General features: G+C 43.0%; 16 protein-coding genes. All 16 read right to left on the bottom strand.

Going from position 1 to position 15052, the window contains the following annotated elements:
* Window positions 1-43 precede the first annotated feature (43 nt).
* Entirely contained in the window at window positions 44-211 is a 168-nt protein-coding gene (gene skfA, locus ACQYAC_RS14225; RefSeq protein WP_061110472.1) for a sporulation killing factor, read from the bottom strand.
* Window positions 212-469: 258 nt separating this feature from the next.
* Complete coding sequence (locus ACQYAC_RS14220; RefSeq protein WP_429943500.1) at window positions 470-862, bottom strand: RidA family protein; 393 nt, start codon at window positions 860-862, stop codon at window positions 470-472.
* A 125-nt stretch (window positions 863-987) separates the two neighbouring features.
* Window positions 988-1500, bottom strand: a complete 513-nt coding sequence (locus ACQYAC_RS14215; RefSeq protein ID WP_429943499.1) for a PadR family transcriptional regulator — start codon at window positions 1498-1500, stop codon at window positions 988-990.
* A 5-nt stretch (window positions 1501-1505) separates the two neighbouring features.
* Complete coding sequence (locus ACQYAC_RS14210) at window positions 1506-3971, bottom strand: FtsX-like permease family protein (RefSeq protein ID WP_429943498.1); 2466 nt, start codon at window positions 3969-3971, stop codon at window positions 1506-1508.
* Window positions 3940-4659, bottom strand: coding sequence for an ABC transporter ATP-binding protein (locus ACQYAC_RS14205; RefSeq protein WP_429943497.1), 720 nt, complete (start codon window positions 4657-4659; stop codon window positions 3940-3942). The genes ACQYAC_RS14210 and ACQYAC_RS14205 overlap by 32 nt, the downstream gene beginning before the upstream one ends.
* A 155-nt stretch (window positions 4660-4814) precedes the next feature.
* Window positions 4815-5579, bottom strand: a complete 765-nt coding sequence (locus ACQYAC_RS14200) for an ABC transporter permease (RefSeq protein WP_429943496.1) — start codon at window positions 5577-5579, stop codon at window positions 4815-4817.
* Window positions 5576-6493, bottom strand: a complete 918-nt coding sequence (locus ACQYAC_RS14195) for an ABC transporter ATP-binding protein (RefSeq protein ID WP_429943495.1) — start codon at window positions 6491-6493, stop codon at window positions 5576-5578. The genes ACQYAC_RS14200 and ACQYAC_RS14195 overlap by 4 nt, the downstream gene beginning before the upstream one ends.
* 14 nt (window positions 6494-6507) lie before the next feature.
* Window positions 6508-6699: a PLD nuclease N-terminal domain-containing protein gene (locus ACQYAC_RS14190; protein WP_003217265.1), complete on the bottom strand. Its 192-nt coding sequence runs from the start codon at window positions 6697-6699 to the stop codon at window positions 6508-6510.
* A gap of 161 nt (window positions 6700-6860) precedes the next feature.
* Window positions 6861-7217, bottom strand: coding sequence for a DUF2200 domain-containing protein (locus ACQYAC_RS14185; RefSeq protein WP_429943494.1), 357 nt, complete (start codon window positions 7215-7217; stop codon window positions 6861-6863).
* Window positions 7204-7563 carry a hypothetical protein gene (locus ACQYAC_RS14180; protein ID WP_429943493.1) on the bottom strand — a complete coding sequence of 120 codons (360 nt, stop codon included), beginning with the start codon at window positions 7561-7563 and terminating at the stop codon, window positions 7204-7206. The genes ACQYAC_RS14185 and ACQYAC_RS14180 overlap by 14 nt, the downstream gene beginning before the upstream one ends.
* A 62-nt stretch (window positions 7564-7625) precedes the next feature.
* Entirely contained in the window at window positions 7626-9428 is a 1803-nt protein-coding gene (glmS, locus tag ACQYAC_RS14175; RefSeq protein WP_429943492.1) for a glutamine--fructose-6-phosphate transaminase (isomerizing), read from the bottom strand.
* A gap of 572 nt (window positions 9429-10000) precedes the next feature.
* Complete coding sequence (glmM, locus tag ACQYAC_RS14170; protein ID WP_061406538.1) at window positions 10001-11347, bottom strand: phosphoglucosamine mutase; 1347 nt, start codon at window positions 11345-11347, stop codon at window positions 10001-10003.
* A 25-nt stretch (window positions 11348-11372) separates the two neighbouring features.
* Window positions 11373-12782 carry a CdaR family protein gene (locus ACQYAC_RS14165; RefSeq protein ID WP_429943491.1) on the bottom strand — a complete coding sequence of 470 codons (1410 nt, stop codon included), beginning with the start codon at window positions 12780-12782 and terminating at the stop codon, window positions 11373-11375.
* Entirely contained in the window at window positions 12775-13596 is an 822-nt protein-coding gene (cdaA, locus tag ACQYAC_RS14160) for a diadenylate cyclase CdaA (protein WP_008360587.1), read from the bottom strand. Before cdaA ends, ACQYAC_RS14165 begins: the two co-directional genes overlap by 8 nt.
* Window positions 13597-13812: 216 nt before the next feature.
* Entirely contained in the window at window positions 13813-14439 is a 627-nt protein-coding gene (rsiW, locus tag ACQYAC_RS14155; protein WP_044139276.1) for an anti-sigma-W factor RsiW, read from the bottom strand.
* Between the two features lie 14 nt (window positions 14440-14453).
* Window positions 14454-15017: an RNA polymerase sigma factor SigW gene (gene sigW, locus ACQYAC_RS14150; protein ID WP_003217112.1), complete on the bottom strand. Its 564-nt coding sequence runs from the start codon at window positions 15015-15017 to the stop codon at window positions 14454-14456.
* Between the last annotated feature and the right edge of the window lie 35 nt (window positions 15018-15052).

Genomic DNA, 15052 nt, shown 5'->3' with positions numbered 1-15052 from the left:
AATAAGGAGTTAGCAATGTATGCATAACTCCCTATGTTACTCATTAAAGAGCTCGCATTGCAGGATGTGGAAGTGCACAAACACGCGTCATTGGTATACTCTTCGAGGCCCAGCACCCCATACATCCAGCAGCCTTTACAATCGAAGTACCCCCTGGACGCTTAAGGCTTTTTTTACTCACAGATTCCCATTCTTTTTGGTTTCGTGTCATAAGTAAAACCTCCTCTTAAATTTTGCATAGTGTCAATAGACCCATCTCCTATGCACCCTGATATTACCATATGAAAAATGTCGAAGTAAGGGGAATTGTGTAAAATATTCTAAAATTATACTTAAAAGTAATTTTAATATGGATGGTAATTAAAAAAAGATTGGATTTGATTATCCAATCTTTTTCGCATTTTCTATTTTAGTGATTTCTGAACTAACCCATTCCATCTACAAACCATATTCAAACTAATCGTTCACCCTATACCATCTCCTGACACGCCCAAGCATCCACCTCCACCTTTAAAGCAGGAGAAGCCAATGCCACCACATAAATCATTGTCATACAAGGCAGATGATCGCCTAAAAACTGCCCCATGATTCGTTTCCTGCTCTCCGCATCGAACTCACCTACCAAATAAAACACTAGCTTCGTTATATCTTCTACTTTCATATCTGCCGCTTCTAGATTGCGTTTTACATTCTCTAACGCTAGCTCGAGCTGTTTCATCGGGCTTGCTGGGATGTTCCCATCGACTTCCATCCCCACTTGCCCTGATAAGGTTAACCACCGCTGCGGCCCTGTTGTCTCTATTTGATGGATGTACGGTGCAAGTGGCGCATGAATGGTCTCAGGATTACGTGATGTTTTCATTAATCAAACCCCTTTTCTGAAAATACAATCAATTTACACCTATCATACCAAACTTTCTTCCCATCCTATCTGCGTATGCTCCGAACGAAGCCAAAAAAAGACCTTTCTTCAAAAGAAAGACCTCTCTAAAATGATGCTCCGCTCCGATGCTCAATTTGATGAATCCAATTCAAATCCGCCTCTAAATGAAGCAACGTGCCAGAAATCAATAAGTACCGACTCTCATCACCTTGCACAAGACATTCCGTTTTCAGCTTCGTAAGTTCCATCACATCTTTCATGATGACGGCTTTCTGCTGCTGAAGCATTTCTTTTTCTTGATGAAATCTGATTTTCCGTGCACAGCCCCATTTAAAGTGAAAATCATCCTTTGCAGCATGATACGGAACAGGCGCCAACAGCCATGATTCCAGCTCTTGTCTGCCTTCTTCCGTCACGTCGTACAGCTTTCGATCTTGGTCATCTATTCCCACTGCTATCACCAATTGATCACGAATTAACCGATCAAGCGTCGTGTAGATTTGACCCGGGTTGATTTTTCCTTTTATTCCAAGCAATGACTCCAGCTCTAGCTTTAATTCATATCCATGATGTTGCTGCTGACAGAGCGATGTTAAAATTCCGTATTTCACTGACATATGATTTAACCTTCTTTGAGAGATGATATCATCTCTATTTTACTCGCTGTCGCACTAGAAATCCACGAAGCCGCTAAACTGAGTGCAATTCCTGCGATCACTGCCAGCAGTAGATGCACAAGCGGCAATTGGAATGAAACAAATCCACCTAGCCAATCAGATTGGCTTGAGACATATAGAAGAATCACACCAAATAAAATGCCGCCAATCACACCTGATAACCCAATGAGCACACCTTCTCCGACGATCATTTTTCTCACCTGCTGCTTTGTCAGCCCAAGCGCCCGCATGGTACCAATCTCAGATGTGCGTTCAAGCGTATTCATCAGCAGTGTATTGGCTGTTCCAATGCTCGCGAGCCCCATAATGAAAATGAGCATCATAGAAATTAACTCGTTCATACCAGTTAAAGCCGATGTCGTTGATTCAATCTCATCCGCTACTGTTTTCACCTTTGAAAGCCGCTGCCCAAAGTCTTTCCATAGCTGATCTCGTAAAGACTCACCGGCACCTTTGTCTTTTAACGTAAGCAGGATATCAAGGAGCTGCGTCCACCCTAAATCCTCTTGTAAAAATGTCTGATCGACAAATGCCACATAACCCGAATGATGAGAAGTCTTGACCACATCAATGACTTGTAACTGCTGCCGGCCAGAAGGTGCATTGAGATACACACTCTCTCCAATACGCCCACCCCATTCATCAAACGCACGCTCTCCTAACACGATAGAGGGCTTTTCTGCTAAATGTTGATACAAATCGCCTTTATTGTCATCTTCTATAAAAGACGGTCCCTTTTCCTCTACGCCGATCAGAGAAAATTGTCTTTTCTCTCCATCAGCCGTTTCCCATGTCAAAGGAGCCGCTTCCATCATCGGTTCCACCCGCTCAACAGCCTCATAAGATGACAGCTTTTCTTGATCCGCTTTCGTCCATGGGGCTTCAGAAGTAACCCTGAGATCGCCTCCATACGTTTGACGAATCTCTTTTTCGTAGCCATCTGGAGCCGATTCAATGACCGCACTTAAAAGCAAGATCACAGCAATCCCAACAGCTAGAATCGCCGCTGTATTAGCATTTCGATTCAGTTGCTGCGTGACATGCTGCGAGGATAGATGACCCGGGTAACCAAAGACAAACTTCAAATGAGGCGCCAACAACCGGTTCAAAAAGAGCAGGAAAAATGGGAATAACAGAACCATGCTGGCTAAAATGGCAAGATAAGCAGCCGGATGATCCACCCATACAAATGAAAGCAAGCCTATCCCTATCACCGCTCTAATGACCGATTGTTTTTTCGGTGCAGAAGTTTGGGTGGTGGATTTTAAAGTCAACAGTACAGACGTTTTTCCTGCATGGTAGATCGGAAATAACGAAAACAGCACAGGGAACACAATACCAATGATCACTGAAATTAGAACAGGCACTTGCCAATCTAACGAATACACCATATCAAAAGCAAACACACCAAGCAGTGTTTGCATGAACACATCCCCAAGCCAAACGCCAATCGGCACCCCAATGACGGTTCCAATACATGCCAAGATCAAAACCTCAATTAACATCAGCTTAGAAACAGAGCCCTGTGTATAACCGAAGCTCTTCATAATCGCAAATTCTTTTTTTCGTTCCATCACACTCGTATAAATCATATTAAACACGATAAAACCGCTCATAAACATCGACAGCCCTGCGATGAGGTAAAAGAACGTGTACAACCCGCCAACGTCATTACTTTGCCGGTCATCCGCCACCACAGGCTGGACAAAAACATCGGCATCCTTGAACTCTTTCTGTAAAGATTGAAAGAGCTGTTCCCCGCCTTCATTTGTCTGAAATCTCATATAAGAAAGCTGATCATCCATTCCCGTCCAGTCTCTCAATAAATCAAGCGGCGCCATCACACGAAAGCTCGATGATTCTGCACCCTCCCAGTCACTCGGACTTGAAAGCAGCTGTGTATATTCCACAATGGCTGATACCTTCGCCTCGCCCAAATCAGAAAAACGAATGGTATCTCCCACTTTTTTATTCAGCAGCTTCGCCACAACATCTGGTATGACCAACCCCTGATTATCCAAACGCCCTTCAATCACAGGCAGCTTCAGTAAAGAGCTCGTTTGATCTTGTACTCCGGTAATGCGCACCGCCCGTTGGTTAAGAGAGTGATCACCTTCTACATCAAAAAACGTCTGTTTATCCAGCGCTAATAATGATCCTGTCACATCAGGATGCTTTAAAATGGAGGAGATCTGTTCCTCATCATACGTACGATCATCACTCAACACCCAATAATCTGCATCAGCGACATACATTTGCTCATAGTAATGAAACACATCATTTGTCGTTCGATCGGCAATGAGCATCGCCGTTACAAAAGCGATTCCCACCATGATGCCTAAGACAGAAATGGCGAACCGCTTTTTATGGTGGAGCATGTTACGCCATGAAATTCGCCACATACTGAGCATAATCATCATCCTTTCTAGAAATCACTTGATCAATGACACCATCTTTAAAAAGGATGATTCGATCCGCAAACCCCGCTGCGAAAATATCATGCGTCACCATGATGATTGTCTGCTTGCTTTCTCGATTGAATTTGCACATTAACGCCAAAATATCTTCTGCTCTATGTCGGTCCAAGTTCCCCGTTGGCTCATCCGCTAACAGCACTGATGGCTGATTGACTAGAGCCCTTGCAATTGCTACACGCTGCTGCTGTCCCCCGCTCAGCAAACTAGCCCGTTTCTGCCTAAGTCCATTTAAGCCTACAGCGTCTAACAGCTCTCCAATCGATTGTTGATTCTCCTTTGTTAAACGTCCATCTGCATGCAGCGGAAACGCCACATTCTCTTCGACAGTTAACATAGGCAGCAACTGATAATTTTGAAACACAAACCCAATCTGTTTTCGGCGAAAAATCGTTCTCTCTTTCTCATTCATCTCACTTAACTGATGCTCATCTATCAAAATCTCTCCATCTGAGGGCAGATCGAGCCCGCCTAACAGCTGAAGTAATGTACTTTTTCCAGAACCACTCGGCCCCATGACCGCTACAAATTCCCCTTCTTCTACCGTCAAATCAACGCCCCTCAGTACCTCAGTCCGTTCCTGGCCTTGAATGAAATCCTTCTTCACATTCTTGATCTGAATCATCTACAAACTCCTCCCATCCCTTTACGGAGTAATTATATACTAAGTATATAATATTTAAAAGTTTAAATCATTATAATATGTATTTTCGTCTCATTCATTAATTACTAAGTATATAAAAAACCCTTTAGATTTTCATATCCAAAGGGTACATCATGCTATAATTCTTGTCTTCTAAAAAGAAACCATCCAAAGAGAAAAAAGAAACCAATCAATACCGATACACCTAGAAAGCTTGTAAGCGCCTGTTCCGCATAAATCCCTCTATGAATCATCTCCTCAGCCGCACTTGTTACGCCTTTCGGTGCAAACTTCCCTAATGTATCCTCATAAAATGAAGGAACAGTAAATAAAATAAGGTTGATCAAAAGCGATACACCGCCAGCTGTGACGGAACGCGTAAAGAATGCCGAAACACAAATGGTCGACACGACAATCAGCAATAAATTTGGATAATAAAGAAGTGTTCCTTTTAACACATTGACCCAATCCACATGCCCAAATTGGATGTCCACATAGTAAACGGAGGCAAGCACTGCCACTATCAAACTAAACAAAGTCAAACAGGCATAGGCACATATTTTTGAGGCATAATAACTCATTCGACTGATTGGTTTCACCATGATCATCGCCGTCACCCCAGATGCTCGCTCTCCTGCGATCGTCCCCATCACGATCATAATGAGAATAAAAACGCCAAGCGAATCGAACTTACTCAATGCACTCGCTAAAGCCTCACCAGCGCTAGGCTCTGGTATATAAAATGTGGAGCCTTCAGGTAAATTCGCTGATTTCGACAAAAGATCTGGCAGCATTTTGAGTGTAATAGGTTGTGTGATCATTAAAATCGTAAAAATGATTGGTACAAACAACATTTTATAACTAGTGAATAACTCCCTAAATTCCTTTTTCAACATCATCATGCCGTCACAACCTTCATGAAAATATCTTCAAGCGTCAGCTCTGATAGGCGATAATGGAGGAGAACACCGCCAGATTCAGCGATGAGACGAGGCAGCTCCTTCAATGCCCTCTGTTGATTGCTCACTCGCACCTGATAACTGACCCCTGTCTCAATGCATTCCTCCACCCAATCCCGCTCTTTTAACAAAGCCACTAATTTCGTATTCTGTTGTTCTAATTGAAATTCAATCAATGGCTGGATATAGTCTTCTTTGATCTGTTTCATCGAAGAGGACATCTCAATTTTGCCGCTGTTGATCATGATAATATGATCCGCCACTCGTTCAATGTCATCTAAAATATGGGTCGACATAAAGATCAGCATCTCATGCTTTAGACGCTCAATCAAAGTCAGAACGTCTTTTCTCCCCATTGGATCGAGTGCAGACACAGGCTCATCCAGGATGAGAACCTTCGGGCTGTTGATCAATGCCTGCGCAATGGCAAGCCTTTGCTTCATCCCTCCGCTATAGCTGCCAATGGCACGATCCTTCGCCTCATATATGCGGCAAAGCTTCAACAATTCATCTGTTTTGGAACGAATGGTGTTTTTCTCTAAATGAAATAATCCGCCAACCCAATGCATCCACTCCTGCCCCGTCATATCTTGATAAAATGCAGGCTGCTGCGGACAATAGCCAATCACATGACTGATGTTATCCATGTCCTTTGTCACATCCATACCCGCCACCTTCACGACACCAGACGTAGGACGAGCAAGCCCCGTCAGAATCCGAATCGTCGTTGTCTTCCCCGCTCCATTGGCTCCTAAAAAACCGACACATCCAACCTCCCCAACAGAAAACGAAACATCTTTTAACACTTCATGTCGTCCATACGATTTCGTCAGCCCATGACACTCCAACATATTCAAGCGAATCCCTCCTACTAAGATTGTTTACGACCAAAAATGAAATATGCAATAGGACCGGCACTCGCCACAAACACAATCACCAAAGCCCAAACCCACTTCACCTCTCCTCTGATCCTTGATGGATCTCTTTTCAATAAATCAAACAAACCAATCACCATCAAAATCGCTTGTAGCAAAATGAGAGGTAAAATCATCTTCATGTCCATCACGCCACTCCCTTTTCAAACGCCAATTTGTTTTTGATATCACTTCTTTTGACGACACGAAGAGGGAATTCGTTCAAATGGATTTTATTTTTATCGATCGAATGGTCTATATGATATAAAAAAGCCCAGTGAAGGTTATTCACTGGGTTTGCTTGTGATGGTTATGAAGAATCCCGCAAAATCTTTTCCATCGTCTTTCCCTTCGCTAACTCATCAATCAGCTTATCTAGATACCGAATATTTTTCATAGTTTCTTCCTCAATGTCTTCTACTCGAACACCACAAATGACTCCTTTGATTAAACTGCGAGAAGGATGAAGCTCAGGTGCCTCCGCAAAGAAGTTTTCAACATCTATCTGTTGATCCACCCGTTCCTCCAGCTCTTCCGGACTGTACCCCGTTAACCAACAAATAATCGTATCGACTTCAGCCTTTGTTCGTCCTTTTCTCTCTGCCTTTGCGATATAGAGAGGATAGACTTTTGCAAAGCTCATTGTATAGATTTTAGGTTTGGTCATGTGTTTTTCTCGCTTTCTTTTTAAAATATTCAAGCTGTATGGCCTTCTCTATATGCTGCTCTCTTAGTATGTCTATTCCCTTTTTATTACCTGCATCTTTTTTGAAGGCTCTATATTTATGAAATTGAACGAAACAGAATCCTAGAAATACACAAATCGGTCCTTCGACAGTAGCAGGCCCGCCAATCAACAAATAAGAGCTTATAAACAATGCGATATAAAGGATGAAGAAAAAAATAATTCCCCGTTTCTCCTTTTTAAAATATTCACTCATAACGATTCCGCTCCCTTGAACATGTACGATCTTATCGAATCTATCTTTCATTTCATTTAGTTCTTTAGACACAAAAATACCCCTTTAGATAATTATATCTAAAGGGGTTTAAAAAATCAGATTTTATTTAAAACCTACTCCACCGTCACACTCTTCGCAAGGTTACGTGGTTTATCCACATCACACCCGCGGTGAAGGGCCGCGTAGTAAGCGATCAGCTGTAATGGAACAACAGATGCAAGTGGTGCAAGTGCTGGATGTACAGCTGGAAGGACGAAACGGTCGCCTTCGTCTTCTAGGCCTTTTAGTGAGATGACACATGGGTTTGCACCACGTGCAACGACTTCTTTGACGTTACCGCGAATGCTGAGGTTCACGTGCTCTTGTGTTGCAAGGGCAATGACCGGTGTGCCTTCTTCAATTAAAGCAATTGTGCCGTGTTTGAGTTCTCCGCCAGCAAATCCTTCTGCTTGGATGTAAGAGATCTCTTTTAGTTTTAGTGAGCCTTCAAGGCACACATAGTAATCAAGTCCTCTTCCGATAAAGAATGCGTTACGTGTCACTGTGAAGAAGTCACGAGCGATTTGTTCCATTTCATCCTTTTGATCGACAAGGGCTTCCATTGCATTTGCCACAATCCCAAGCTCTTTCACAAGATCAAAGTCAAGAGATTGACCATTTAATTCAGCTGCAACGGATGCAAGGATCGCAAGAACAGCGATTTGCGCTGTGTAAGCTTTTGTTGAAGCCACTGCGATTTCTGGTCCTGCATGAAGAAGCAATGTGAAGTCCGCTTCACGAGAAAGCGTAGATCCTGGTACGTTTGTGATTGTTAATGCTTTATGACCAAGCTCTTTGACTTGAACAAGGACAGCACGGCTGTCCGCAGTCTCCCCAGATTGAGAAAGGAAGATGAACAACGGCTTTTTCGATAGAAGCGGCATGTTGTAAGAGAATTCACTTGCTACATGGACTTCTACAGGTACTTTTGCCCAGTCTTCAATATATTGTTTACCAACAAGCCCTGCATGGTAGCTCGTTCCACAAGCCACGATGTAAATGCGGTCTGCTTCTGCTACTGCGCTTGCGATATCGCCAGCGACTGACAGCTTGCCGTTTTCGTCTTGATATTCTTGGATGATTTTGCGCATGACAAGCGGCTGCTCATCCGTTTCTTTTAACATGTAGTGAGGATATGTGCCTTTCTCGATGTCGCTTGCATCTAGCTCAGCGATATAAGAAGGACGTGTCATGATATCACCGTCAAGGTTTTTAATGATAACCTCGTTTTTTGTGACAATGACCATTTCTTTATCCATTAATTCCGCATATTCGTTTGTTACTTGAAGCATCGCCATTGCGTCAGAAGCGACAACGTTGAAATCTTCTCCGAAACCAACCAATAATGGGCTTTTGTTTTTCGCCACATAGATTGTTTCTTTGTTTTCGTTATCGAAAAGAGCAATTGCGTAAGAGCCTTTTAGTTGAAGAAGCGTTTGACGGAAAGCTTCCTCTGTATCAAGACCTCTGTTCACAAATTGTTCGATGACTTGAACAACAACCTCTGTATCTGTGTCGCTTTTTAGTGTGACGTCTTGTAAATATTCGCGTGTCAATTGTACATAGTTCTCAATGACACCGTTATGAACAAGCGTAAAACGGCCAGAAGCACTTTGATGCGGATGCGCATTTAGATGGCTTGGTACACCGTGTGTTGCCCAGCGTGTATGTCCGATTCCAGCTGAAGATGCTACGTTTACATCAACAACTTCACGAAGCTCAGCGATACGTCCTTTTTCTTTGAACACATGCACGCCTTCTTCGTTTGCCACAGCGATACCTGCTGAGTCATACCCGCGGTACTCAAGCTTCTCTAAACCCTTTAATAAGATTTCCTTCGCATCATTCTGACCAATATAACCTACGATTCCACACATAAATATTCTTCCTCCCGATCATGTAAAAGGGACAAAGAAAGCCTACTACAATAGAAGGGACATTTCTTCGTCCCTCTCTACATGTTTAATTTGGGAGATCATGTGTATTCCCTTTGTACAAAGAGTCACCTCTTTGCTTTAAAGAAACACTTACGGCTGTGATCTCTTTTTTGATCAGCCGGGAGGCATCCGCCGAAAATTCGATAACCTCCATCCTCGTCAACTAAGCATCTTTCGTCCGATCGCTTAGTTCGGGCGCTATAATTATAAGAGAGTTTCTGAACATCTACCCTGCCTTTCCTGATAGAATAAAAATCCAGTAACACAAGGATGATTGTACTATAAGGTCTGACCTCCGTCAATCACAATGTAGCGGGTGATCCCTTTCAAGAAAGTAAGACCTCCATACACTATATGCGATGAGGCTTGTCTCGTTCTACCTTTGATGTGCTCTCTTATGTATGAAGACAACAGTAAATTGCCCTCGCGTATAAGATTCGTACAAATCCATCCATTTATGACGTTTATTCAAAAAAAAGCAAACCGCTGCTAGCGATTTGCTTTGCTATCTATTACTCAATACCCATTTCTTCCTTCACAACAGCAGTAATTCTAGTCACATATTCATCACATAGCTCTTTTGTTTTCGCCTCTGCCATGACACGTACAAGCGGCTCTGTTCCAGATGGACGAACAAGAATACGGCCGTCACCGTTCATCTCTTTTTCAACCTCTTGAATCACTGCTTTTACTTTTTCATTTTCTTCTACTTTATATTTATCAGACACTTTCACATTCACTAGAAGCTGCGGGAATTTCTCCATTTCAGCTGCTAGCTCTGACAATGTTTTTCCTGTTGCTTTGAGTGTATTGACAAGCATGATCGCAGAAAGCATGCCATCACCTGTCGTATTGTAATCAAGGAAAATCAAGTGGCCTGATTGCTCACCGCCGACATTATACCCATCCTTTTTCATCGCTTCAACCACATAACGGTCACCAACAGCGGTTTGGATGCTCTTAATGCCTTGTTTCTCGAGCGCTTTATAGAAACCTAGGTTACTCATGACCGTGGAAACGACAGTGTCATCCTTTAATCGGCCTTCGCCCTTCAAATAACGTGCACATATGTACATAATTTGATCGCCGTCTACAATATCACCTTTTTCATCGACCGCAATTAAACGGTCGCCGTCACCATCAAACGCAAGACCAATATCTGCACCCTTCTCCCTTACAAAAGCAGAAAGCGCCTCTGGATGAGTTGAGCCTACACCATCATTGATATTCAATCCGTTTGGTGATGTTCCCATTGTGGACACATCCGCATCTAAATCCGCAAATAAATGTGTTGCAAGAGAAGATGTTGCACCATGTGCACAATCAAGCGCTACGTGAATACCTGTGAAATCCTCGTCTGCTGTCTGTTTCAAGAATTGCAAGTATTTCTGACCACCTTCAAAGTAGTCATTTACTGTTCCAAGATCCGCTCCAACTGGGCGTGGCAATTGATCGACCGGCTGATCCATCAGCTGCTCGATTTCATTCTCCTGTTCATCAGACAGCTTGAATCCGTCACCGCCAAAGAATTTAATCCCGTTGTCTTGAACTGGGTTGTGAGAAGCAGAGATCATGACACCCGCTTCTGCATCCATTGCTTTCGTTAAATAAGACACGCCAGGTGTTGAGATCACACCTAAACGCATCACTTCAGCTCCAATTGAAAGTAAGCCTGCAACGAGCGCTCCTTCTAGCATATGACCGGATACACGTGTGTCTCGCCCAACGAGTACCTTTGGACGTTCTTTATCCTTCGTGAGCACATAGCCGCCAAATCTCCCAATTTTAAATGCGAGCTCTGGCGTTAATTCGCTATTCGCCACACCCCTTACACCATCAGTTCCAAAGTACTTGCCCATGTTTCAATCGCTCCTTTTTTACCATTCAAGAGGACGATTCGTCCTCTTTTTTATCTTCTTTAATCCGCTGTCTTTGACTTGATTCTTTCTTTGCTTTATCTTTCGTGGATTCTTCTTTACTCTTCTCTTCCTGATCACCGTCATCAGAAGATGGCTTCTTCTGATCATTTGTAGACGCTGGCTGATCTTCTGTCTCAGTAGAAGTCAGTTTCACTTTGACCTTTGATCTCGATAATGTCCACGTCACATTTTGAGGACCGTTCACTTGAACAGTGACCTCATGTGTTCCTTCGTTCAAGTCCCCGACATTGATATAGGCTTCAACATCTGAAGCCTTTAGTTTATCAATCGCACTCTTTGATCCCTTTGCTGTTAATGTGAGCCGTCCAGAAGATGGGCTCACAAAATCAGAGGTGAGATCCTTGCTCAGACCTACGACAGAGATTGGTACATTATCGATCTTTTTTTCTTGCGCTGTTGCAACCTTCACTTTGATCTTCACTGTTTCGGGCGATACCTTTTTCACACCATCTGGCAGGGGAATGTCGGCATCAATCTCCGTATCATCTTTGATCTTGCTTAGGTCCAGCTCGACGCCATCAATAAAATCAAGCGAATCCAGCACTCTTTGAGAGCCGTACACTGTGACCTCACTCGGGCTTGTCTCAATACTTGAGATACTGATCCCATCCGGCAAACTGCCAGTCCGCTCTATTTTAAACGGAACCTTTTTGCTTGGACTTGAGATAGGAACTGTAATATTCACCACAGACGGACTCAATTCGACTGGCAGCTCGTTCCCGCTGCTATCATACACAGTGAGCTTCGCTTCCTTTTCAATTTGCTGATCGACATCCTCCAGGTTCACAAATGCTTTAATGACAGAAATTTTGTCGATCACGTCCTTAGAACCAGTGACTGTGACTTTTTTCGGGTTCACAATAGGCTGTTCAGGTGAATAGCCGTCTTTGATTTTATTTTGATTATAAAATTCGGTTTCAACAGGAAATTCTGCTGTTGTTTTTTCTTGTATCGTCACCGTCGTCACAGATGGATTGATCGATAGCGTGAGTCCTTTTGATACATCTCTTGCCTTCAGCTCCACTTTATGGGTACCAGTGGATAAATTCTGCATATCTGCATATATTTCAAAATTCTTTGTTTGTCTTGCTGTTTTCACAGCACTCGTTGACCCTTTAATCGTCACATTAACTGTTTGCGGCACACCAGTGACGACGTACTTCTCATCATCATAATACGCTTTAACAGGAATGTCAGTCAGGGTTGCTTCATCTGTCGTCGATGTTGGGAAAAAGGATTCACCGATTTTTTTCGGCGTGGGCGCTTGCGCTGAATTGACTGCACCATACAGCAATAAAGCGAAGACCAATGCAAGAAGCTTTACGGCCCAGCGATTATTCAAAATCTTATCCATTTTTCTTGCCCCTCCAATACCATTTGGTCGAGGAAGCATCTTTGCTGTTCTTACTAAATTCAGCAACCAGCATTTCTTCAAGCGCTTCTTCTGTCAATTCTCGGTGGAGATCACCATTTCTTGCGACAGAAATGCCGCCTGTCTCCTCAGAAACGATGACGGTCAAGCTGTCTGTCACTTCGCTAATTCCGACTGCCGCCCGGTGACGCGTCCCTAGTTCCTTAGAGATAAAAGGACTTTCTGACAGCGGTAAATAACAAGCTGCAGCTGCAATTTCATCACGCTTCATAATGACAGCACCGTCATGAAGCGGTGTATTTGGAATGAAAATATTAATGAGCAGCTCTGAACTCACCTTTGCATTCAAAGGAATTCCAGTCTCTATGTAATCATTCATCCCAGTATCACGCTCAATTGTCAGCAGCGCGCCGATTCTGCGTTTTGCCATATAGTTAATTGCTTTTGTAATTGCCTCGATCGTTTTCTGCTGCTGTTCCTCTACAGGTGTCCCGCTTCTTGAGAAGAAACGGCCGCGCCCAAGCTGCTCGAGCGCTCTCCTTAGCTCTGGCTGAAAAATAATAATGATCGCAAGGAATCCCCACGTAATCGCTTGATCCATCAGCCATTGAAGTGTGTTAAGACCGAGATACGCACTTCCCATCCTGACGAGAACAATGACCACAATTCCCTTTAAAAGCTGAACCGCTTTTGTTCCGCGGATGACCATCATTAATTTATATATCACATACCAAACAACGAGAATATCAACAGCATTACCGAGGTACTGCAAAAAAGGAATATCCCCTAAAGCCATTTCCTCGTCCTCCAGAATTTTCAGTTATTCTTCGTTTGATGCATTTTTAATAAAAAAAGAGCCTATGTGTAAATACATAGCGTGGCTATTATATCACATTTTGTTTCAGCAAGGAAAACAGTTGCCATATATGGCTGACGTGCTAGTTCGCATACATTCTGACCTATTATATAGAAAAAGAGCAGCCCCTAAAGAGACTGCTCTCGACCCGTATGATTACTTTTGCTCCTCTGGTCCAATAACCCGCATCACATTTTGTGCTGTGGATTTCATTTTGTACCAAATCCAATCAAACACTTCATTAATTTCATTAATTTGACCAGTGACTTGTCCGGCAGAAGCAGTCAGCTGTTCCCCATTGACGACGGTGACATTTCCATCAACCTTGCCTTCTACAATCAGCTTGCCATTTTTGACAGTGACATCACCTTTTACGGTTTCCCCTTTAGGTACGGTCACTGTATCATTTACAACGACGAGATTCGGCTGCTTCGACACACTGAAATTATGATCGGTATTCCAGCTTGTAAACAAACTGCCTCCCATCAAAATGAGAAAGAGGGCAGCGGCCACCATCAGCGGATGAGCTTTGATCCACCTTTGAATCGACACACGCTTTTTTTCCTTTGGAAGACCTGCCATCACCTTTGCAGTGAAATCAGTTGGTGCTTCTATATGAGATGTACTCTGCACAAGCGCGATGGATTTCTCAATTTGTTGAAAATGAGTACGGCACTCCTCACACGATTGCAGGTGGCTTTTTAATTCTTTTTCGTCTTGGGGCTCAATGTCCCCGTCTAAATACTGATGCATAAGCAGGACGATTTTTTCCTGACAGCTCATCAAAATCACCTCACTCAAAGGTCTCTCAACTGTTTCCGGAGAGCCTCTCTACCCCTGTGTATTCTCGTTTTCACCGTACCAACTGGTATATTTAGAATCTCACTAATTTCTTTTAACGAGAGTTCATCAATATACTTTAATACGATGACCGAACGATATTTATCGGGTAATCTTAGAATTTTTTGCTGAATGGTACTCGATAATTCAAGAGACACCACCTCTTCCTCTGGCAAAATGCCATCAGCAGCAATTTGAGAATACATATTCAATCCTTCTGTTCCTGCCACCTCTGCATCTAAATAATAATCCGGCTTTTTTTTGCGAATACGATCGATGGTCAGGTTGGTTGCAATGCGGTACAGCCACGTAGAAAACTTACGATTCACATCAAAGCTTTCAATATTCACATAGGCACGAATAAACGCCTCCTGTGCAATATCCTCTGCTTCGTGTGCATTCCCAAGCATACGATAGCACAGCTGATAAATTTTGTCTTTATACAGGTCTACGATGTCTGCAAATGCGTTCTGGTCGCCTTTTTTCAATTGCTTAATTCTCTTTTTAATCATTGTGTCCATAGTATATTCAACCTCTGCCTTCACCGGTCTTTATG

Origin of the sequence: Bacillus sp. MM09(2025) (genome assembly GCF_050496725.1) — a bacterium.
GTDB lineage: Bacteria > Bacillota > Bacilli > Bacillales > Bacillaceae > Bacillus > Bacillus pumilus.
This window is presented reverse-complemented; position numbering and strand designations above follow the sequence as displayed.